Below are 21,266 nucleotides of genomic sequence, written 5' to 3' on the forward strand. Positions count from 1 at the left end.
TGTACATCAGGAGCACGCATGAAACACGAGCGGCTTGCGCTCAGCGAACCTTCTCCTCGGGCCCGACCAAGCGGCGAACCTGAACCGCCTGAATAAACTTCCGAGGTCGAAAATAGAAGATATTCTTCAGACCGAACGCCAGGTTCTCTGGCAGTACCTTGCGTGTGGAACGTGCCATCGCCAAGAAAGTCACAAGGAAGTTCGCGTACAAATCCGTGCGCAATTCCGGGTGACTGTCAAAGTAATCCGCAACGTCTCTAAAGTAAATCCTGTAGGCCTTGGTACGCCCCGCCAAGGTGGACAGATAAGAACCATTACCCGGATTGCAGCGATACATGACCAATGGCTTGTTGATGAACACACCGCGCCCGGAAGGAATCATGGTGTCCATCGCAAAGTACCACTCCATCGACTCCTGGGCAGCGGTCACCTTGCGAGCGGAACGGCGGTAGGCATAAGCACTGTGGACGCAAGTCGAACCCCAGCGGGCCAGCTCCGGCAGCGAAAAGAAGGTGTGATAAGGCGCCTCCTCTCCGGGATAGGGCGGTATTGACTGATAACTGCGATCATCAGAAAAGTACACAGCCTTGTGGAAAACGATGTTGACATCAGGGTACTGGACAAAAAGATCGTACTGTTCCTGGAGCTTCCCACTCATCATGATGTCATCGCCATCAAAGTGAAAAACCACATCCCCTGTCGCCAAGGCATGAACGGCATAATAATTATTTGACACACCCACATTTTGCTCACGCAAAACCAACTTCAAGCGTCCCGGGTGCTTTTCAGCACATTCCCTAATAATACGCTGGGTACTATCGGTCGAGCAGTCATCAGAAACAATCACCTCAAGGTCAAAATTGACTTCCTGACCCAGGATACTTTCGAGACACTCTGCAATATAGCGCTCCTGATTGTAGCAGGAGACAACCACGGTTGCGCTCAACATCAAACCACCCTTTTCGTATAAATATAAAAACCAATGACAGAGCAGGCGAAATAAATAATATTCATTGCCAGGTGCGCAATGAATACGCCCTGCAGCCCCCACCCCTGCTTCAATGCCAGGGTACTGAACAGACAGAACAGGACCCCTTGACTTATCTCACCCAGCACATAGATCCGGGTCGCAGCCTTGGCGACCACCACAAAACCTATGACGTAGGAAGTCACCCTGAACAGGTCTCCCAGCAACTGATACTGGATAAAATCACCCAGCTCGGCAAAATCGGCTGACAACAATAGCGGAATGAAGAAGCTGCGCAGTCCGTAGAAGCCAATCGCACCCACACCAAACAGGCATATCGCCAGCACCATGAACTTGCGAACCACCGCCGCTACCTTGAGCCGATCCTGCAAGCCCGAAACGATCGGAATGAAGTACGCCGCGAGAAAGACCACGAAGAACCCCATGTAGGCACTGGACAGCTTGAGCGATGCCTGCCAGAGCCCGGCCGCTTGCAGCCCCGTATTCTCCAGCAACAGATTACGCACAACAATTTCTACAAGCGGTACGCTCACCGCGCCGACAGCAGCCATCAGCGTGAAACCCGAGAGCTTTGCAAATTGCGGCCGGTAGGCGATACGCCAGCGCACATGCCTACGCAGCCTTGAGCGGGCAAAGAAATACAACGCCGGCAGGCTGTATGACAAATAAAATACGATAATCGACAGCGCCGCCCCGACCAGGCCGAACTGACGGATCAGCAACCACGCCAGGGGTAGCGTGAGCAGATTACCCACGATCTGTATGGTCGCGTAAACGCGGGTTTCATGCAGGCCATTGGCAGTGCCATTGACGATATTGGTAAATGCGAAACCGAACTGCGCAACCCCCAGCACCACCATCAGCCAGGCGTATTCTCCCCCCAGCAAATAATGAGACAGCGGGCCGCTGAAGACTATCGTCCCCAGCAGAATCAGCGTGCACAGTCCCAGCGAATAGAGTCGCGCCCCTGCAAGAAACCGAAGCATCTGCTTCGGTTTGTGCCGATACTCGGCGACGTACTTGATGACACCGTTCTGGATCCCGCCGCCGGCCAGCAACGACAGGAACAGAACAGCGCTCATCAAGTTACCGAGCGCACCCAGCCCTTCCACCCCCAGGTAGACCGCGACCAGCTTCAGGAACAGAAAACCCACCAGAATTTTCGACAGATGGGACGCTGTCGTGAATAGCGCGCCGGCGAGCACCCCTATACGCTTGCGAACCGACTCGACTTCATCGCGAGAGGCGCTATTCGACATCGATCGATTTCACAACAGCATCGATGACCTGCTGAACTTCTTCATCAGACATGGCAATCCACAGCGGCAGGCGGAGCAGGCGCTCGCTTTCCCGGGTGGTGTGGTTGTCCACGCCATGGAAGCGCCCCAGGGACTTGCCGGCTGGCGCCGAATGCAGCGGAATATAATGGAACACCGCGCCGATACCCAGCTCGCGCAACCGGCTCAGGACGCTGGTTCGATGCTGAAGATCCCGCACCTTCAGGAAGAACATATGGGCATTGAAACGGCACCCCTCAGGCACAACACCTAGCTCGACAAGCCCTTTGCCCACCAGCGGCTGGAACGCGTCCCAGTAACGCTGCCAAATGGAAAGGCGCGTCTGGTTGATTTCATCGGCCTTCTCGAGCTGGCCGTAGAGATAGGCAGCCTGCAGCTCGCTTGGCAGATAACTGCTACCGACGTCTACCCAGGTGTACTTGTCGATCATCCCGCGGAAGAACTGGCTGCGATTGGTCCCTTTCTCGCGAATGACCTCCGCACGCCCGATGAACTGAGGATCATTGATAAGCAACAACCCACCTTCACCGCCACTGGTGTAGTTTTTTGTCTCATGGAAGCTGAACGCAGCCATGTGCCCGATGGTCCCCAGGGCTTTACCATGGTAAGTCGACATCATTGCCTGGGCTGCATCCTCGACCACATAGAGGTTGTGGCGCTTGGCGATATCCATGATGACGTCCATCTCACAAGCCACACCGGCATAGTGCACAGGAACAATCGCCCGAGTACGCGGTGTGACAGCCGCCTCGATCAAGGTCTCGTCAATGTTCATCGTATCGGGACGCACATCGACGAACACGATGGTCGCACCGCGCAAAACGAAGGCATTCGCCGTACTGACGAACGTATAGCTGGGCATGATGACTTCATCACCCGGCTTGATATCCAGCAGCAGCGCCGCCATTTCCAGCGCTTGCGTGCAGGAAGGTGTCAGCAAGGTCTTGTGACAGGAAAACCGCTCTTCAAACCACTGTTGGCATTTATGGCCATAAGCACCATCCCCGGACATCTTGTCGCTGCGCATGGCGGCCAGTACATGAATGTCCTCGTTCCCGATATGAGGTGGCTTGTTAAATGGAATCATCTTCTAGTCCTTCAAGAGCGGCTTTTTCAGCGACAATACGTAAGTGCCGCACAACTAAACCAAGCTGACAACAACCTGCTTAAACACCGCGAAGATAATTGATCGCGACATCGCCAATGTACTTGCAACAAAGCCCCCTTCAAGGGCGCCTTCACGACTCATGCACAATGAGCCTTCCGCTCCGCGCAGCATTGTATGCTTGATGCCTCATCGCGTTACAGAACATCTCATTAAGCCTACGGACCGACTCCGACCTCCTGCCTGGAAAATTCGATCCCCCAGCATCATCTCCTTTTCGCCTGGCTCGCCTTCAGTTGACCTCACATTCGAAACCTGTCACTCCCGGCAGATTCATGGCAAAGGCTGGCTGAGCCGATTGAACGGAACATTACTTCAACGCCGCATAGGCGGTCACGTCGGATTGTTCAGATTTTTCCCATGCGAAAGAGCTTTTAACCTCGGTGATTCTGCCAATTTCCTGCAATAATTCAAGAGCCAATCACCGATGCACCTCGCCAGCAGGACCTCAAGAAACGCCCTCCGGACACCCTACCTTTCCCTGTGAATACTACTCCAGACAGCGACCCCAGCCCAACGCCGGCGGGCAGCATTCGCCCTTCAGCCACCCCAACAATGGAGGCCACAGGGCTTGCGGGCGTCGAGAAATCAAAGCTACCCTTCCCAGGCAGGTATCGCGCCCGGCACCGAGTCCGTCACATGAGCACAGCGACGCAGCCGCACAGGCGAGCAATCTCAGGGCACCCAACACCCCATCCGCACCGAGAATCACAATGCTTACAATTTTTGCAATGACCGAGAAGGGCCTTGCCTTCACCGAACAGGCCACCTCGAAATTCAAGGATATAATATCGCTAGTTGTCATCGGCCAAGACAGCGCCGTGGCAAATGACTACTCGGAACAGATTGCAGAAACATGCAAAGCCGCCGGCGTCGAGTTCATTTTCAAGAAAGACCACAGCCAGGTAACAAGCGAATATGTCATCGCCATTTCATGGCGCTGGCTGATCAAGCACCCCACCGACAAGCTGATTGTCTTCCATGATTCGCTGCTACCACGCTATCGTGGGTTTGCCCCCTTGGTAAATGCACTGATCAACGGAGAGAAAGAAGTCGGCGTGACGGCACTCTTTGGTGCCAGCGAGTATGACCGCGGCGATATCATCCAACAGGCGTCAACTACACTCCAATACCCCATCACCATAGCAGAAGCAATTACCGCCATTAACGCCTGTTATCTGGAATGCGGGATGGCCGTACTCTCGACACTTGCCAGCGGTAACAAGCCGACGGCAAGTGCACAAGATCACAGCCTGGCCACCTACAGCCTCTGGCGCGACGATGACGACTATCAGATCGATTGGTCACTGCCCGCTTCAACCATCCGCCGCACGATTGATGCACTCAGCACCCCGTACCGCGGCGCGTTCTGCCGAATCAACGGTACTCCCGCGCGCATTCTGGCGGCAGAAGAAGTAGAAGACGTCACGATCGAAAACCGCGACATCGGAAAAGTCATTTTCATCGAGGATGGGCTGCCGGTGATCGTCTGCGGAACAGGCCTGCTGAAAGTACTGAAGTGCCGCGACGACAACACGTCCGAGGACCTGCTCCCCCTCGCCCGATTCCGCTCACGTTTCAGCTGAAACACCGCACCAGGCACCTCCGGAAAAGAGCAGCCCAGATCCATGGCGCTCTTTTCGCCTCCACACACCGGCACTTAGAAAGGTGCTACGAAGAAACCAGTTCCACCTGGCGCTCTTCGTAGCACAACATGCGTACCGCCCGAGCATTCGGGCCACGAAAGACGCTCGTTAATTGTGCAAGGCTCGCCTGCGGATGAACAGGACACGCAGCACCGCCATACCAATCCCGAGCACGCCACCCGCGACCAAGCCGAGAATACCAATGATCTTCCTGTTGGGTCTTACCGGCTCATCCGGCAAATCAACAGCCCCATCCTGCCGGTAGACCTTCACAGCCTCCCCAGCGACCTGCAAGGACTGGTAGAACGCCAACGATTCCTGACGCTCGCGAAGATTGCGCACGAACGGATCATCAGAGGTACGATTGCGCAAATTGTCGATCTCAGCCTCCAACGCCTTGCTACCGCGCATGTAGATGAGCGATCCCTCCATACCTGCGGAGACTTCGCCAGAGAGGTTGTTCGCAATAATTGGCGGCCTTTCCAAGCCGATCGTTCGAGCCACTCTGAGCGCCTCGGTAAGCTGGACAAGCTGATCCTCGCGCAGCTTTCACGCACCTTCCCGCGCGATGTTTATCTCCTGCTCGAGATTCTTCGCCTTGACCTTGGCGTCGGTCATTACATTTTCGACAATTTCATCTTCCCCCAGCCGCCCGGCCATTTCGACGTAGCGAGCCGCCCAATCGACAGCCCGCTTCGGATCCGAGGCCTCGACCTTGATGAAATGCCTGTCCGCCCCTTCCCTGGATACCTGCCCCAAGGAGACCGCCGACAGATAGCGATCATATTGCTCATCCTGGGAGCCGCGGCGACGAGCCTCAGGCAAGGCTGGCAAGTAGGTTTCACGGAAGAACTTGCGTCGCAATGACTCCGACTGCAAGTTGCGCAGGTAAACGTCAAAAACATCCTTGACGGTCAACATGACCAGGCCAGAACCCCCACCCCGCCCATAGTTCAACTGGGCGATATCATTCGAGGTGGGTGGCTGCACAAAAACCTTGACTTCGTATACAGGTTCCGCCAAGTAGGCATATAGCAAGGCGCCTGCTGCTACAAGTCCGGTCACAAGACCAATCAACAGCTTTTGCCCCCACAATGCCTCGGTCAGCTCAAACAGATCAATCTCATCACCACTCAGGCGCTCACGTTCATTGCGCATTTATTCTATTTTTCCTTGGGTCCGTCTGCATTGCATGAGTCACTGCACAGTAGAAATCCAGATTCACCTGGCTGGTGTTTGGCAATCTGGATTATCGATACACTTCCACAACCAGCAGCCTTCTATAGAGAAAGCAAGCCGCAATTAGTTCCGACCACCCGACCAACGCCCCGCAGCCCATCAACATCATAGGACGCGGGCGTGACACTTTGAACGCAATGAACAGCCTAACCTTGGCACCCACCTGGACACGGGCGTAGCTGGAAATGCCCTTCACGCACTCGTCAGGCAACACCGTCCATGGACGATAAACAGCCCAAAGCCTTGCCCTTGCCAATAGTGGTCAGACTGGTAACTCATTGTAAAGAGTAGACCATCAGGAACAGATGGCAGGTAGCATCGCAATATGGCCGAGCGCGCCATGAGAACCCCAAAGGCACTGCTGGCAGGCCTTGAGCGGGGCAATGAGGAGGGTTCACCAAGACATCCATTCTTCCGAATCCTTCAACAGGCAAATTGACAAGCGAGGAATTACCTCACTTCTCAAGCTGCATTCAAATACGGAAAACTCTTAGTAACTTGTAGGAAATATCTTCAAGCTTCAGTACGCACGCCTTTCCGGCCACGTTCGCGAAGCTGGCGCCGCCCTCGCGCCACACCATAGGCACCCAGCATCGGCCCCACGGCCAAACCAATAACCAATGCCACCAACACCAACACTGCCACCGGCACGGACGGCGCCGACCAGCCAAAAAGCACCAAGGATACGGACTGCTGGTTCTCCAGCACAAAGAACAATACGACAGCCGCCAATAGCAGCACGAACAGCACCACCAGGGCGCGCTTTAGATTACGCATCAGGCCGTTCCTCCATTCAAGGGTGCTCATGCTCATCTTCATTGACCCGATCACGCAGCTCCTTGCCGGGCTTGAAATGCGGCACATACTTGCCTTCGAGGCTGACCGACTGGCCGGTCTTCGGATTGCGCCCTACCCGCGGTGCGCGGTAGTGCAGGGAAAAGCTGCCAAAGCCACGGATCTCGATACGATCCCCGGTCGCCAGGCACTGCGACATCTGCTCGAGCATGGTCTTGATGGCCAGCTCGACGTCCTTGGACGAGAGCAGCCCCTGATGGGTGACAATACGTTCGATCAGCTCCGACTTCGTCATATTTTTCCCTTCGTTATCAAGCAGCTAGATCATTGCTTAATCAGTTTGTAGCACGCCCCGGCGGATTTGAACAGGGTGGTTCTTGACTAAACAAAAAAATTCAAGATAAGCCGCAGCACAGGCGATCCCCACCCTACACGAACGCGAGCGCACTGCGGCGCGACTTTGCCGGCGAGCGGTAAAGCCTACTGCTCGTACACCGCTCACGAGCCCAGAAACATCTACAAACCCTGTAGGAACAATCTGCTTCTGCTCGACCAGGCAAATCGCAGGCACAAAAAAGGGCGACCCGAGGGTCGCCCTTTTTACCGATCAAACAGAACTCAGTTCTGCTTGGCCATTGCTTCGCGCAGCAGCGCAGCCATGGTGGTATCGGCAGCCGCTTCCGGAGCGTTTTTCAGGCTCTGGATGGCTTCGCGCTCTTCAGCGTCGTCCTTCGATTTGATGGACAGGCTGATAACGCGGGACTTGCGGTCGACGCTGATGATCTTGGCTTCGATCTCTTCGCCTTCCTTCAGCACGTTACGGGCGTCTTCAACGCGGTCACGGCTGATTTCGGAAGCTTTCAGAGTAGCTTCGATGTCGTCGGCCAGGGTCACGATAGCGCCCTTGGCGTCAACTTCCTTGACGATACCCTTGACGATAGCGCCCTTGTCGTTGACAGCAACGAAGTTGGAGAACGGATCGTCTTCCAGCTGCTTGATGCCCAGGGAGATGCGCTCGCGCTCTGGGTCAACCGACAGGATGACGGTTTCCAGCTCGTCGCCCTTCTTGAAGCGACGCACGGCTTCTTCGCCAGCTTCGTTCCAGGAGATGTCGGACAGGTGAACCAGACCGTCGATGCCGCCGTCCAGGCCGATGAAGATACCGAAGTCGGTGATCGACTTGATGGTACCGGTGATCTTGTCACCCTTGTTGAACTGGCCGGAGAAGTCTTCCCATGGGTTCGATTTGCACTGCTTGATACCCAGGGAGATACGACGACGCTCTTCGTCGATGTCCAGAACCATGACTTCCACTTCGTCGCCAACCTGAACGACTTTCGACGGGTGGATGTTCTTGTTGGTCCAGTCCATTTCGGAAACGTGCACCAGACCTTCAACGCCTTCTTCCAGCTCAGCGAAGCAGCCGTAGTCGGTCAGGTTGGTGACGCGAGCAGTCACGCGGGTGCTCTCTGGGTAACGGGCTTTGATAGCAACCCATGGGTCTTCGCCCAGTTGCTTCAGACCCAGCGAAACGCGGTTGCGCTCGCGATCGTACTTCAGGACCTTGACGTCGATCTCGTCACCAACGTTGACGATCTCCGACGGGTGCTTGATACGCTTCCAGGCCATGTCGGTGATGTGCAGCAGACCATCGACGCCGCCCAGGTCGACGAACGCACCGTAGTCGGTGAGGTTCTTGACGATACCTTTGACCTGCTGGCCTTCCTGCAGCGATTCCAGCAGAGCTTCGCGCTCGGCGCTGTTTTCGGCTTCCAGGACGCTGCGACGGGAAACGACAACGTTGTTGCGCTTCTGGTCCAGCTTGATGACCTTGAATTCCAGCTCTTTGCCTTCGAGGTGGGTGGTGTCGCGCACTGGGCGGACATCAACCAGGGAGCCCGGCAGGAACGCACGGATGCCGTTAACGTCGACAGTGAAGCCGCCTTTAACCTTACCGTTGATAACGCCCTTGACCACTTCTTCAGCAGCGAAAGCAGCTTCCAGAACAATCCAGCACTCGGCGCGCTTGGCTTTCTCACGGGACAGCTTGGTTTCGCCGAAGCCGTCTTCGACCGCGTCCAGCGCAACGTGAACTTCGTCACCGACCTTGATGGTCAGTTCGCCAGTTTCGTTGTAGAACTGCTCGAGCGGGATGACACCCTCGGACTTCAGGCCAGCGTGTACGGTAACCCAGTCGCCGTCGATGTCGACAACGATACCGGTGATGATTGCACCCGGCTGAAGATTGAGGGTTTTCAGGCTTTCTTCAAAGAGTTCTGCAAAGCTTTCGCTCATTTTAATTCCTGTAGATTCGGGCGAAAAAGACGCCCATAGCCACATTCCAGACAATGTGGGTTTCGTTAAGTTAAGAAGCGCTGGCAGGACGTTGACTGGTGCCCCTGCCCGCTCTCCTCTCCATCAGGCCAGGTCGCGCAGGGCGAGCTCGCTTCTGATGCGTTGCAGCACCTGCTCGATGGACAACTCCGTGGAATCCAGCTGAATGGCATCGGCCGCCGGCTTGAGCGGGGCCACTGCGCGCTGGGTGTCACGCTCATCGCGCGCACGGATCTCATCTAGCAGACTTGACAGACTAACATCTTCACCCTTGCCCTTCAACTGCAGGTAACGGCGACGGGCACGCTCCTCGGCACTGGCGGTGAGGAACACCTTGAGCGGCGCGTCGGGGAACACCACGGTACCCATGTCGCGACCGTCGGCGATCAACCCCGGGGCCTCGCGGAAGGCGCGCTGGCGCTGCAGCAGCGCTTCGCGCACGGCCGGCAGCGAGGCGACCATCGAGGCGCCGGCGCCGACGGTCTCGGTACGGATGACGTGGCTGACATCCTCGCCCTCGAGAATGATCTGCTGCAGCTTGCCCGGCTCGGCGGCGATGAACTGCACATCCAGATGGGCGGCCAGGGCCTTGAGCAGCTCTTCGTTGGTCAGGTCGACACCATGGTTGCTGGCGTTGAACGCCAGCAGGCGGTAAAGCGCGCCGGAGTCCAGCAGCTTCCAGCCCAGCTCGCGGGCCAGCAGGCCCGCCACGGTACCCTTGCCCGAGCCGCTCGGCCCGTCGATGGTGATGACCGGTGCTTGGGAATTCACGACTTGCCCTCTTCGGCGACGCGGATGCCGACTTCCTTGCACAGCGCCAGGAAGTTGGGGAACGACGTGGCGACGTTGGCGCAGTCATGAATCACGATCGGCGCGCTGGCGCGCAGCGAGGCGATGCTGAAGGCCATGGCGATGCGGTGATCGCCGTGTCCATGCACTTCGCCGCCGCCGATCTGGCCGCCGTCGATGATGATGCCGTCCGGGGTCGGCTCGCACTTCACGCCCAGGGCGATCAGGCCGTCGGCCATCACCTGGATGCGGTCCGACTCCTTGACCCGCAGCTCTTCGGCGCCACGCAGCACGGTGCGCCCTTCGGCGCAGGCGGCGGCGACGAACAGCACCGGGAATTCGTCGATGGCCAGTGGCACCAGGTGCTCGGGAATATCAATGCCCTTGAGCTTGGCGCCGCGCACGCGCAGGTCGGCTACCGGCTCGCCGCCGACTTCACGCTGGTTCTCCAGGGTGATGTCGCCGCCCATCAGGCGCAGGATGTCGATCACGCCGGTGCGGGTCGGGTTGATGCCGACGTGCTCCAGAACCAGCTCGGAACCTTCGGCGATGGACGCCGCCACCAGGAAGAACGCCGAGGAGGAAATGTCCGCCGGCACTTCGATGCGGGTGGCGGTGAGCTTGCCGCCGGACTGCAGGGAGGCCACCGCACCGTTCGACTCGACCGCGTAGCCGAAGCCGCGCAGCATGCGCTCGGTGTGATCACGGGTCGGCGCCGGCTCGGTGACGGTGGTGGTGCCTTCGGCGTACAGGCCAGCCAGCAGCAGGCAGGACTTGACCTGGGCACTGGCCATCGGCAGAGCGTAGTTCAGCGCCTTGAGCTTGTGCCCGCCACGAATGGTCAGCGGCGGACGCCCTTCAGGGCCCGTCTCGACCACCGCGCCCATTTCGCGCAGCGGATTGGCCACGCGGTTCATCGGGCGCTTGGACAGCGAGGCGTCGCCGGTCATGGTGGTGTCGAACGACTGCGCCGCCAGCAGGCCGGACAGCAGGCGCATCGAGGTGCCGGAGTTGCCGACGTACAGCGGCCCGGGTGGCGGCTTGAGGCCGTGCAGGCCAACGCCATGGATGGTCACGCGGCCGTGGTGCGGGCCTTCGATGACCACACCCATGTCACGGAAGGCCTGCAAGGTGGCCAGGGCGTCCTCGCCCTCGAGGAAACCTTCCACCTCGGTGGTGCCTTCGGCCAGCGAGCCGAGCATGATCGAGCGGTGGGAAATCGACTTGTCGCCAGGTACGCGGATCCGTCCGGACACGCGGCCACCCGGTTGGGCCAGGAAAATCAGATCGTTGGCGTTCATAGCGTCCACATAGGCCCGGCGGGCCAGGATTTTACTGAAATGCTCGCGGGCAACCCGGGCGCGGGTGAACACGCCCAGCAATTGGTGCCCGTCCCCAGCATCGACCGCGTCGCGCAAGGCGTCGAGGTCGCTGCGAAATGTATCGAGAGTGCGCAGGACCGCCTCGCGGTTGGCGAGGAAGATGTCGTGCCACATGATCGGGTCGCTGCCGGCGATTCTCGTGAAATCGCGAAAGCCCCCCGCAGCGTACCGGAAGATCTCCAGGTTTTCATTGCGCTTGGCCAGCGAATCGACCAGGCCGAAGGCCAGCAGGTGCGGCAGGTGACTGGTGGCGGCCAGGACTTCGTCATGGCGCTCCACCGGCATGTGCTCGACATCGGCGTCCAGCGCGCGCCAGAGGCGATCGACCAGGTGCAGCGCTTGCGGATCGGTTTCCGCCAGCGGCGTGAGGATCACCTTGTGGCGACGGAACAACGCGGCATTGGAAGCCTCCACGCCACTTTGCTCGGAACCGGCGATCGGGTGTCCGGGCACGAAGCGCGGCAGGCGCTCGGCGAACGCTTCGCGAGCGGCGCGCACGACATTGCCCTTGGCACTGCCCACGTCAGTGATCACCGCGTCACCCAGGTCGAGCTGGGCGAGGCGGGCCAGGACTTTCTCCATGGCCAGGATCGGCACCGCCAGCTGGATGACGTCGGCGCCGACACAGGCGGCGGCCAGGTCGGCCTCGCAACGATCGACCACGCCCAGCACCACGGCCTGCTTGCGCGACTCGGCATCCAGATCGACGCCGACCACTTCGCGGCACAGGCCGCTTTCACGCAGCCCCTTGGCGAAGGAGCCGCCGATCAGGCCGAGACCGACCACGACCAGGCGACCGACAATCGGTGCGGATTTGTTTGTTACAGCATCAACCACGAGTGCGAACCCTGTTCAGAAATCAAGACAGCCTGTAAGCCCATCGCGGGACAAGCCTGCTCCCACGAGGCCCGCGATGAACCTTGAAACATACGTCAGAGCACCGCCTTCGGATACGACCCCAGCACCTTCAGCGCCACAGCCTCCTGGCTGATCTGCTCCAGCACCGCCTTGATCAGCGGATCGCGGTGATGGCCGACGAAGTCGATGAAGAACACGTAGGTCCACTTGCCGCTGCGCGACGGACGGGTCTCGATGCGCGTCAGGTCGATGCCGTTCTCGTGGAACGGTACCAGCAGTTCATGCAGCGCGCCCGGCTTGTTGCTCATGGAAACGATGATCGAGGTCTTGTCGTCACCGGTCGGCGGCACTTCCTGGCTGCCGATCATGAGGAAGCGCGTGGAGTTGTCCGGGCGGTCCTCGATCTTCTCGGCCAGACGGGTCAGCCCGTACAGGTTGGCCGCCATGTCACCGGCGATCGCCGCCGAATTCCACTCGCCCTTGACCCGCTTGGCCGCCTCGGCGTTGCTGGAGACAGCCACGCGCTCGACGTTCGGGTAATGGGCATCCAGCCACTTGCGGCACTGGGCCAGCGACTGGGCATGGGAGTAGATGCGGGTGATGCTGTCGGTCTTGGTGTTCTCGCCCACCAGCAGGTGGTGGTGGATACGCAGCTCCACCTCGCCGCAGATGACCATGTCGTGCTCGAGGAAGCTGTCCAGCGTATGGCTGACCGCGCCCTCGGTGGAGTTTTCCACCGGCACCACGCCGAAGTTGACGGCACCGGCCGCCACTTCGCGGAACACCTCGTCGATGGCCGCCATCGGACGGCTGACCACGGCGTGACCGAAGTGCTTCATGGCCGCCGCCTGGGTGAAGGTGCCTTCCGGGCCGAGATAGGCGACTTTCAGCGGCTCTTCCAGGGCCAGGCACGAGGACATGATCTCGCGGAACAACCGCGCCATCTCTTCGTTGTCCAGCGGCCCCTTGTTGCGCTCCATGACGCGCTTGAGCACCGCGGCTTCCCGCTCGGGGCGATAGAACACCGGCGCCTCGCCTTCGGCCAGCGACGCGGTCTTGACCTTGGCCACTTCCTGGGCGCAACGGGCGCGCTCGCTGATCAGCTCGAGGATCTTCTCGTCGAGGCTGTCGATGCGCACGCGCAGGGCCTTGAGTTCCTGGTCGGACATCAGCCGTGCTCCTTCTCGAATTCAGCCATGTACTGCACCAGCGCCTCGACGGCCTCCAGGCCCAGGGCGTTGTAGATCGACGCGCGCATGCCGCCGACCGAACGGTGCCCCTTGAGATTGAGCAGGCCACGGGCGTCGGCGCCGGCCAGGAAGGCCTTGTCCAGGCGCTCGTCGGCCAGGCGGAACGGCACGTTCATCCACGAACGGGCGTTGTGGCTGATCGGGTTGGTGTAGAACTCGCTGGCGTCGATGAAGCCGTACAGGCGGTCCTTCTTGGCGCGGTTGCGCTGCTCCATGGCCTCGACGCCACCCTGCTCCTTGAGCCATTCGAACACCAGGCCCGAAAGGTACCAGGAATAGGTGGCCGGGGTGTTGTACATCGAACCGTTGTCGGCCGCGATCTTGTAGTCGAGCATGGTCGGGCAGCTGCTGCGGGCGTGGCCCAGCAGGTCTTCACGGACGATCACCACCACCAGGCCGCTGGGGCCGATGTTCTTCTGCGCGCCGGCGTAGATCATGCCGAACTGCGACACGTCGGTCGGACGCGAGAGGATGTCGGAGGACATGTCGACCACCAGCGGCACGTCGCCGGTCTCGGGCACCCAGTCGAACTGCAGGCCGCCGATGGTCTCGTTGGACGCATAGTGGACGTAGGCCGCGTTCTTGCTCAGCTGCCACTCGTTCCGGCCCGGGATGGCCAGGTAGTCGTAGGGCTTGGCGCTGGCGGCGACGTTGACGTTGCCGAAGCGACGCGCTTCCTCGATGGCCTTCTTCGACCAGATGCCGGTCTCGATGTAGTCGGCGGTGCCGTTCTCCGGCAGCAGGTTCAGCGGAATCTCGGCGAACTGCTGGCTGGCGCCGCCCTGCAGGAACAGCACCTTGTAGTTGGAGGGGACGGACAGCAGGTCGCGCAGGTCCTGCTCGGCCTTTTCGGCGATGGCCACGTAGTCGTCGCTGCGATGGCTCATTTCCATCACCGACAGACCCTTGCCGCGCCAGTCCAGCATTTCGGCCTGGGCACGCTGCAGGACAGCATCGGGAAGCGCGGCGGGGCCGGCGCAGAAGTTAAAGGCTCGTTTGCTCACATCCACTCTCGCTCTGCCAAATAGAACAAATCGTAAATCTTCGATGCCAGCGGAAACCCTGTGGGAGCGGGTTTACCCGCGAACAAGGGCGAAGCCCTTGCCATGCACCGCGGTGTCTTCTTCGCGGGTAAACCCGCTCCCACAGGTTATGCGACCAACCTGCGGATCGGGCCAGGCCCTTATCAGTCAAACGGGGCGACCTTGGTCGCCCCGTTCGGGTTGTTGCTTCGGTTATTCCTGAGGCGCCTCTTCGGCACCGGCGTTGTCCTCGCCCGCCGCATCGAGCGGGGCGCCCTCCTCATCCGTCTCGACCAGATCGTCGAGCTCTTCCTCGGAAGGCTCCTGGACACGCTCCAGGCCTACCAGCGTTTCGTCGGTGGCCAGCTTGATCAGCGTAACACCCTGGGTGTTACGGCTCAGGCTGGACACTTCGCCGACCCGGGTACGCACCAGGGTGCCCTGGTCGGAAATCAGCATGATCTCCTCGCCTTCCTGCACCTGGATGGCGCCGATCAGCAAGCCGTTGCGCCCCTTGGTGCCCATGGCGATCACGCCCTGGCCGCCACGGCCGCGACGCGGGAACTTGGACAGCGGGGTGCGCTTGCCGAAGCCACGCTCGGAGGCGGTGAGGATCTGCGCGCCGGACTCGGGGATCAGCATGGAGATGATCTGCTGACCCTTGCCCAGTTTCATGCCGCGCACGCCACGGGCGGTACGGCCCATTTCGCGGACCACGCTCTCGGCGAAGCGGATCACCTTGCCGGCGTCGGAGAACATCATGACTTCCTTGGCGCCGTCGGTGATGGCCGCGGCGATCAGGGTGTCACCTTCCTTGAGCTTCAGGGCGATCAGGCCGTTGGAGCGCGGACGGGCGAACTGCACCAGCGGGGTCTTCTTCACGGTGCCGGAGGCGGTGGCCATGAAGATGTAGGCGCCGGTCGGTTCGGCGGCCCACTCAGGGGTGTCGCCGTCTTCCTCGTCGATCTCTTCGGCTTCCACCAGCTCGCCTTCGATCACGCTGTCGTCGCTGTCTTCCAGTTCCTCGTCGGGATCTGCGTGCTGCTGCAGCGCCTCCAGGTCGATCTGCAGCATGGCGGTGATGCGCTCACCTTCCTCCAGCGGCAGCAGGTTGACCAGCGGACGACCACGTGCGGCGCGAGAGGCCTCGGGGATTTCGTAGGTCTTCTTCCAGTACACCTTGCCCTTGCTGGAGAACAGCAGCAGGGTAGCGTGGCTGTTGGCGACCAGCAGGTGCTCGATGTAGTCCTCGTCCTTGACGCCGGTGGCCGACTTGCCCTTGCCGCCGCGGCGTTGGGCCTGGTACGCGGACAATGGCTGGGTCTTGGCGTAACCACCGTGGGAGATGGTCACCACGCGCTCTTCTTCCGGGATCATGTCGCCGTAGTTGAGGTCGTGGCTGGCGTTGAGGATCTCGGTGCGGCGGACATCGCCGTACTCGGCGCGGATCGCTTCGAGTTCTTCGCGGATTACTTCCATCAGGCGCTCGGCGCTGCTGAGGATGCGGATCAGCTCGCCGATCTGCTCGAGGATCTCCTGGTACTCGGCCAGCAGCTTCTCGTGCTCCAGGCCGGTCAGGCGGTGCAGGCGCAGCTCGAGGATGGCCTGGGCCTGCTCCGGCGACAGGTAGTACTTGCCTTCACGCAGGCCGTACTGCTCCGGCAGGTCTTCCGGACGGCAGGACTCGGCGCCGGCGCGCTCGACCATGACCTGCACCGCGCTGGATTCCCAAGCGGTGCTGATCAGCGCTTCCTTGGCTTCGGACGGCGTCGGCGAGGCCTTGATCAGGGCGATGACCGGGTCGATGTTGGACAGCGCGACCGCCTGGCCTTCGAGGATGTGGCCACGCTCGCGGGCCTTGCGCAGCTCGAACACGGTGCGGCGGGTGACCACTTCGCGACGGTGGCGAACGAACGCTTCGAGCAGGTCCTTGAGGTTCAGCAGGCGCGGGCGACCGTCGATCAGCGCGACGATGTTGATGCCGAACACGCTCTGCAGCTGGGTCTGCTGGTAGAGGTTGTTGAGCACCACCTCCGGCACCTCGCCGCGACGCAGCTCGATGACGATGCGCATGCCGTCCTTGTCGGACTCGTCGCGCAGCTCGGTGATGCCTTCGATCTTCTTCTCTTTGACCAGCTCGGCGATCTTCTCGATCAGCCGCGCCTTGTTCAGCTGGTACGGCAGCTCGGTGACGACGATCTGCTGGCGGCCACCGACCTTGTCGATGTCCTCGATCTCGGAACGGGCGCGCATATAGATGCGGCCACGGCCGGTGCGGTAGGCCTCGATGATGCCCTGGCGACCGTTGATCTGGCCGGCGGTGGGGAAGTCCGGACCCGGGATGAACTGCATCAGCTCATCGACCGTGATGTCGGAGTTGTCGATCAGCGCCAGGCAGCCATCGATCACTTCGCCGAGGTTGTGCGGCGGGATGTTGGTGGCCATGCCCACGGCGATACCGCTGGAACCGTTGACCAGCAGGTTGGGGATCCTGGTCGGCATGACCGCCGGGATCTGCTCGGTGCCGTCGTAGTTGGGCACCCAGTCGACGGTTTCCTTGTGCAGGTCGGCCAGCAGCTCGTGGGCCAGCTTGGACATACGCACTTCGGTGTATCGCATGGCCGCGGCGTTGTCGCCGTCCACCGAACCGAAGTTGCCCTGGCCATCGACCAGCAGGTAGCGCAGCGAGAAGGGCTGGGCCATGCGCACGATGGTGTCGTACACGGCGATGTCGCCGTGCGGGTGGTACTTACCGATCACGTCACCGACCACACGGGCGGATTTCTTGTACGGCTTGTTCCAGTCGTTGCCCAGTTCGCTCATCGCATACAGAACGCGGCGATGCACGGGCTTCAAGCCGTCACGCGCATCGGGCAGCGCTCGCCCGACAATAACGCTCATCGCGTAGTCGAGGTAAGACTGTCTCAGTTCGTCTTCGATATTGACCGGGAGGATTTCTTTGGCCAGTTCGCCCATGAGAAGCCTGATTCCTTTTTCTGGTGAAACTTCGCCTGATCCCTCGAAGGACGAACGAAGCTCGCCGCCGCAGCGCATATAGGGTGCGACGACTTACGACAAATCAATGAGTTGTGACATGGATCTGCGCAATGAAGGCCGCCGTAAAGAGCAGCCTTGGAAACTGCCGGATGGTATCACAAACACGGGACGCATGGGAGATGTGGCAGGTTGCCTTGCAGTGCCATCCAAACGGGTGAAAAAACGCCTCAATGGAGGCGCTTTCGACACATCAACTGGGCGATTTTCGCCGTATCCGGGCGCTCGACCACACCCTTCTCGGTAATGATCACATCAATCAGGTCCGCCGGCGTGACATCGACCACCGGATTGTAGGCCTCGACATCGGCCGTCACCTGGATGCCCGCCACTTCCAGCAGCTCTTCCTCGCCACGGGTCTCCAGCGGAATGTCCTCGCCGGTGGCCAGGTTCAGGTCGATGCTGGTGCTCGGCGCCACCACCATGAAGCGCAGGCCATGGTGCATGGCGGTCACCGCCATCTGGTAGGTGCCGATCTTCGCCGCCACGTCGCCATTGGCGGCGATGCAGTCGGCACCGACCACCACCCAGGTGATGCCCTTGGTCTTCATCAGGTGGCCCATGGCCGCGTCGGCGACCACGGTCACCGGCACGCCGTCGGCGGCCAGCTCCCAGGCGGTCAGGCGCGAGCCCTGCAGCCAGGGCCGCGACTCGCAGGCGTAGACCTGTTCGACCATGCCCTCCAGGGTCGCGGCGCGGATCACCCCCAGGGCGGTGCCGAAGCCACCGGTGGCCAAGGCGCCGGCGTTGCCGTGGGTGAGCAGGGCCTGTTCGCTGCCCTGATGGCGGCGGATCTGCTCGACGCCGAACTGGGCCATGGTCAGGTTGGCCTCGCGATCGCTTTCGTGGATGGCCACCGCCTCGGCCTCCATCACCGCCAGCACGTCCTCGCCGGGACGCAGGCGCTGCAGGCGTTCGCGCATGCGATTGAGCGCCCAGAACAGGTTGGCCGGGGTCGGACGCGCCTCGCCCAGCAACATGAAGTCTTCCTCGAGGGATTCCTCCCAGCCTTCGCCCTCGGCCAGTCTCCGGCGCAACGCCAGCACCAGGCCGTAGGCGGCGCAGATGCCGATCGCCGGGGCACCGCGCACGGCCATGTCGCTGATCGCCTCGGCCACCTCGGCCGCCTCGGTGCAGGCCAGCCAGCACTGTTCCAGCGGCAGCAGGCGCTGGTCGAGCAGGTACAGCACGCCGTCGCGCCACTCGATGCCCGTCACCGTCTCCGCCGCCATCAGTTGCTCGCGCATCGCCTCTCCCCGTCGCCCTGGCATCAAAAGCCGGCGATTATAGCGACCCTCAGCCGCGGACGCTCGGGTATACTGCGCGTTTAGCCGAACCGACCCAGGTATATGCCGCGCATGCCCACCGCCACTCCCCTCCTCGACCTGCTGCTTGTGCCGGACTGGCTGGTCCCCGTGGAGCCGGCCGGCGTGGTGCTCGAAGGCCATGCGCTGGGCGTTCTGGACGGCCGGATCGCCTGGCTCGGCCCCCGCGAGCGGGCGCCCATGGCCCGGGAGGTACGCGAGCTGCCCGACTGCGTGCTGACGCCCGGACTGGTCAACGCCCACGGCCACGCCGCCATGGTCCTGTTCCGCGGCCTGGCCGACGACCTGCCGCTGATGACCTGGCTGCAGGAACACATCTGGCCGGCCGAGGGCCGCTGGGTGGATGAAGCCTTCGTGCGCGACGGCACCGACCTTGCCATTGCCGAGCAGCTCAAGGGCGGCATCACCTGCTTTGCCGACATGTACTTCTTCCCCCGCGAGGCCTGCGACCGCGTGCACCAGAGCGGCATCCGCGCGCAGATCGCCGTGCCGTTGCTGGACTTCCCGATCCCCGGCGCGCGCACCCCGGACGAGGGCCTGCACCTGGCCATCGAGCTGTTCGGCGACCTGCGGCACCACCCGCGCATCACCGTCGCCCTCGGCCCGCACGCGCCGTACACGGTCAGCGATGCGAACCTGGAGAAGATCCGGGTGATCGCCGACCAGCTCGACGCACCGCTGCACATGCATATCCACGAGACCGCCGGCGAAGTCGAGCAGGCGCTCAAGGACAACGGCGAGCGCCCGCTGGCCCGCCTCGCCCGCCTGGGCCTGCTGGGGCCAAACCTGCAGGCGGTGCACATGACCCAGGTCAGCGACGAGGATCTGGCCCTGCTGGTAGAAAGCAACACCAGCGTGGTCCACTGCCCCGAATCCAACCTCAAGCTGGCCAGCGGCTTCTGTCCGGTGGAGCGCCTGTGGCAGGCCGGAGTGAACGTGGCGGTGGGCACCGACGGCGCCGCCAGCAACAACGACCTCGACCTGCTCGGCGAAACCCGTACCGCCGCGCTGCTGGCCAAGGCCGTCGCCGGCTCGGCCACCGCCCTGGACGCCCACCGGGCGCTGCGCATGGCCACGCTCAACGGCGCCCGGGCGCTGGGTCTGGAGGCGACGACCGGCTCGCTGGAAGTGGGCAAGGCCGCCGACCTGGTCGCCTTCGACCTGTCGGGGCTGGCGCAGCAGCCGGTGCACGACCCGGTCTCGCAACTGATCTACGCCACCGGCCGCGATTGCGTGAAGGACGTCTGGGTCGCCGGCCACGCCCTGGTGCTGGACCGCCGCCTGACGCGAATGGACGAGCAGGCCCTGGCCGCCAATGCCCGCGCCTGGGGAGCCCGCATCGGCGGGCGCAACGAATAACCGGGCGCCAGCCATGGCTGGCGCCCCGTGACACTTTCATAGAAGCTTCAGAGGACTGTTCAGATGAGCAACGTCGACCACGCCGAAATCGCCAAGTTCGAAGCCCTGGCCCACCGCTGGTGGGACCGCGAGAGCGAGTTCAAGCCACTGCACGACATCAACCCGCTGCGGGTCAACTGGATCGACGAGCGCGTCGCCCTCGCCGGCAAGAAGGTGCTGGACGTCGGCTGCGGCGGCGGCATCCTCAGCGAGGCGATGGCCCAGCGCGGCGCCACCGTGACCGGCATCGACATGGGCGAGGCGCCGCTGGCGGTGGCCCAGCTGCACCAGCTGGAGTCCGGCGTGGCGGTGGAATACCGGCAGATCACCGCCGAGGCCCTGGCCGAGGAGATGCCTGAACAGTTCGACGTGGTCACCTGCCTGGAGATGCTCGAGCATGTGCCCGATCCTTCGTCGGTGATCCGCGCCTGCTACCGCATGGTCAAGCCGGGCGGCCAGGTGTTCTTCTCGACCATCAACCGCAACCCCAAGGCCTACCTGCTGGCGATCATCGGCGCCGAGTACATCCTCAAGATGCTGCCGCGCGGCACCCATGACTTCAAGAAGTTCATCCGCCCCTCCGAGCTGGGTGCCTGGAGCCGCGCCGCGGGCCTTGAGGTCAAGGACATCATCGGCCTGACCTACAACCCGCTGACCAAGCACTACAAGCTGAACAACGACGTCGACGTCAACTACATGATCCAGACCCTGCGCGAGGAATGA

17 protein-coding genes are annotated in these 21,266 nt (G+C 61.4%); 3 read left to right on the forward strand and 14 right to left on the reverse strand.

Annotated elements, in window-relative coordinates; genetic code table 11:
* Nucleotides 1-40: 40 nt before the first annotated feature.
* The 3 genes from LU671_RS18010 to rffA are packed head-to-tail and all read right to left on the reverse strand — an operon-like array spanning nucleotide 41 to nucleotide 3,373.
* Nucleotides 41-949: a glycosyltransferase gene (locus LU671_RS18010; protein ID WP_232856428.1), complete on the reverse strand. Its 909-nt coding sequence runs from the start codon at nucleotides 947-949 to the stop codon at nucleotides 41-43.
* Nucleotides 949-2,247, reverse strand: a complete 1,299-nt coding sequence (locus LU671_RS18015; protein ID WP_232856429.1) for an O-antigen translocase — start codon at nucleotides 2,245-2,247, stop codon at nucleotides 949-951. The genes LU671_RS18010 and LU671_RS18015 overlap by 1 nt, the downstream gene beginning before the upstream one ends.
* Nucleotides 2,237-3,373: a dTDP-4-amino-4,6-dideoxygalactose transaminase gene (rffA, locus tag LU671_RS18020; RefSeq protein WP_232856430.1), complete on the reverse strand. Its 1,137-nt coding sequence runs from the start codon at nucleotides 3,371-3,373 to the stop codon at nucleotides 2,237-2,239. The genes LU671_RS18015 and rffA overlap by 11 nt, the downstream gene beginning before the upstream one ends.
* Before the next feature lie 791 nt (nucleotides 3,374-4,164).
* On the opposite strand from rffA, the gene LU671_RS18025 reads away from it, so the two are divergent.
* Nucleotides 4,165-5,037 carry a methionyl-tRNA formyltransferase gene (locus LU671_RS18025; protein ID WP_232856431.1) on the forward strand — a complete coding sequence of 291 codons (873 nt, stop codon included), beginning with the start codon at nucleotides 4,165-4,167 and terminating at the stop codon, nucleotides 5,035-5,037.
* Between the two features lie 168 nt (nucleotides 5,038-5,205).
* Here LU671_RS18025 and LU671_RS18030 read toward each other — a convergent pair whose 3' ends face one another.
* From LU671_RS18030 to mtnA, 11 genes are all read right to left on the reverse strand, one after another.
* Complete coding sequence (locus LU671_RS18030) at nucleotides 5,206-5,601, reverse strand: hypothetical protein (RefSeq protein WP_232856432.1); 396 nt, start codon at nucleotides 5,599-5,601, stop codon at nucleotides 5,206-5,208.
* A gap of 45 nt (nucleotides 5,602-5,646) precedes the next feature.
* A complete protein-coding gene (locus LU671_RS18035; protein ID WP_232856433.1) occupies nucleotides 5,647-6,255 on the reverse strand; it encodes a Wzz/FepE/Etk N-terminal domain-containing protein in 609 nt (202 codons plus the stop codon).
* Between the two features lie 594 nt (nucleotides 6,256-6,849).
* Nucleotides 6,850-7,113: a lipopolysaccharide assembly protein LapA domain-containing protein gene (locus tag LU671_RS18040; protein ID WP_232856450.1), complete on the reverse strand. Its 264-nt coding sequence runs from the start codon at nucleotides 7,111-7,113 to the stop codon at nucleotides 6,850-6,852.
* Between the two features lie 16 nt (nucleotides 7,114-7,129).
* A complete protein-coding gene (ihfB, locus tag LU671_RS18045) occupies nucleotides 7,130-7,426 on the reverse strand; it encodes an integration host factor subunit beta (RefSeq protein ID WP_203647627.1) in 297 nt (98 codons plus the stop codon).
* A gap of 323 nt (nucleotides 7,427-7,749) precedes the next feature.
* Nucleotides 7,750-9,426 (reverse strand): 30S ribosomal protein S1, encoded by a 1,677-nt coding sequence (rpsA, locus tag LU671_RS18050; RefSeq protein WP_046856619.1) that lies wholly within the window; start codon nucleotides 9,424-9,426, stop codon nucleotides 7,750-7,752.
* A 123-nt stretch (nucleotides 9,427-9,549) separates the two neighbouring features.
* Nucleotides 9,550-10,236, reverse strand: a complete 687-nt coding sequence (cmk, locus tag LU671_RS18055; protein WP_203647628.1) for a (d)CMP kinase — start codon at nucleotides 10,234-10,236, stop codon at nucleotides 9,550-9,552.
* Complete coding sequence (locus LU671_RS18060) at nucleotides 10,233-12,440, reverse strand: bifunctional prephenate dehydrogenase/3-phosphoshikimate 1-carboxyvinyltransferase (RefSeq protein WP_232856451.1); 2,208 nt, start codon at nucleotides 12,438-12,440, stop codon at nucleotides 10,233-10,235. The genes cmk and LU671_RS18060 overlap by 4 nt, the downstream gene beginning before the upstream one ends.
* Nucleotides 12,441-12,568: 128 nt before the next feature.
* On the reverse strand, nucleotides 12,569-13,663 hold the full coding sequence (gene pheA / locus LU671_RS18065) for a prephenate dehydratase (protein WP_028690825.1): 1,095 nt from the start codon (nucleotides 13,661-13,663) through the stop codon (nucleotides 12,569-12,571).
* Nucleotides 13,663-14,748 carry a 3-phosphoserine/phosphohydroxythreonine transaminase gene (serC, locus tag LU671_RS18070; protein WP_232856434.1) on the reverse strand — a complete coding sequence of 362 codons (1,086 nt, stop codon included), beginning with the start codon at nucleotides 14,746-14,748 and terminating at the stop codon, nucleotides 13,663-13,665. Before serC ends, pheA begins: the two co-directional genes overlap by 1 nt.
* Before the next feature lie 231 nt (nucleotides 14,749-14,979).
* A complete protein-coding gene (gyrA, locus tag LU671_RS18075; RefSeq protein WP_232856435.1) occupies nucleotides 14,980-17,742 on the reverse strand; it encodes a DNA gyrase subunit A in 2,763 nt (920 codons plus the stop codon).
* Nucleotides 17,743-17,990: 248 nt separating this feature from the next.
* Nucleotides 17,991-19,067, reverse strand: coding sequence for an S-methyl-5-thioribose-1-phosphate isomerase (gene mtnA, locus LU671_RS18080; protein ID WP_203647632.1), 1,077 nt, complete (start codon nucleotides 19,065-19,067; stop codon nucleotides 17,991-17,993).
* 111 nt (nucleotides 19,068-19,178) lie between these two features.
* On the opposite strand from mtnA, the gene LU671_RS18085 reads away from it, so the two are divergent.
* Both LU671_RS18085 and ubiG read left to right on the forward strand, forming a co-directional pair.
* Nucleotides 19,179-20,504 (forward strand): TRZ/ATZ family hydrolase, encoded by a 1,326-nt coding sequence (locus LU671_RS18085; protein WP_232856436.1) that lies wholly within the window; start codon nucleotides 19,179-19,181, stop codon nucleotides 20,502-20,504.
* A gap of 63 nt (nucleotides 20,505-20,567) precedes the next feature.
* The gene (ubiG, locus tag LU671_RS18090) at nucleotides 20,568-21,266 is read left to right on the forward strand and encodes a bifunctional 2-polyprenyl-6-hydroxyphenol methylase/3-demethylubiquinol 3-O-methyltransferase UbiG (protein WP_050704607.1); all 699 of its coding nucleotides are present in this window, start codon (nucleotides 20,568-20,570) and stop codon (nucleotides 21,264-21,266) included.

It is taken from the genome of Pseudomonas sp. NMI760_13 (assembly GCF_021283245.1).
GTDB lineage: Bacteria > Pseudomonadota > Gammaproteobacteria > Pseudomonadales > Pseudomonadaceae > Aquipseudomonas > Aquipseudomonas peradeniyensis.

Excerpts from the sequence above, each read along its gene's own strand:
- LU671_RS18010 (WP_232856428.1), bottom strand. The coding sequence starts at position 949 with ATGTTGAGCGCAACCGTGGTTGTCTCCTGCTACAATCAGGAGCGCTAT.
- LU671_RS18015 (WP_232856429.1), bottom strand. The coding sequence starts at position 2,247 with ATGTCGAATAGCGCCTCTCGCGATGAAGTCGAGTCGGTTCGCAAGCGT.
- rffA (WP_232856430.1), bottom strand. The coding sequence starts at position 3,373 with ATGATTCCATTTAACAAGCCACCTCATATCGGGAACGAGGACATTCAT.
- LU671_RS18025 (WP_232856431.1), top strand. The coding sequence starts at position 4,165 with ATGCTTACAATTTTTGCAATGACCGAGAAGGGCCTTGCCTTCACCGAA.
- LU671_RS18035 (WP_232856433.1), bottom strand. The coding sequence starts at position 6,255 with ATGCGCAATGAACGTGAGCGCCTGAGTGGTGATGAGATTGATCTGTTT.
- LU671_RS18040 (WP_232856450.1), bottom strand. The coding sequence starts at position 7,113 with ATGCGTAATCTAAAGCGCGCCCTGGTGGTGCTGTTCGTGCTGCTATTG.
- ihfB (WP_203647627.1), bottom strand. The coding sequence starts at position 7,426 with ATGACGAAGTCGGAGCTGATCGAACGTATTGTCACCCATCAGGGGCTG.
- rpsA (WP_046856619.1), bottom strand. The coding sequence starts at position 9,426 with ATGAGCGAAAGCTTTGCAGAACTCTTTGAAGAAAGCCTGAAAACCCTC.
- pheA (WP_028690825.1), bottom strand. The coding sequence starts at position 13,663 with ATGTCCGACCAGGAACTCAAGGCCCTGCGCGTGCGCATCGACAGCCTC.
- gyrA (WP_232856435.1), bottom strand. The coding sequence starts at position 17,742 with ATGGGCGAACTGGCCAAAGAAATCCTCCCGGTCAATATCGAAGACGAA.
- mtnA (WP_203647632.1), bottom strand. The coding sequence starts at position 19,067 with ATGCGCGAGCAACTGATGGCGGCGGAGACGGTGACGGGCATCGAGTGG.
- LU671_RS18085 (WP_232856436.1), top strand. The coding sequence starts at position 19,179 with ATGCCCACCGCCACTCCCCTCCTCGACCTGCTGCTTGTGCCGGACTGG.
- ubiG (WP_050704607.1), top strand. The coding sequence starts at position 20,568 with ATGAGCAACGTCGACCACGCCGAAATCGCCAAGTTCGAAGCCCTGGCC.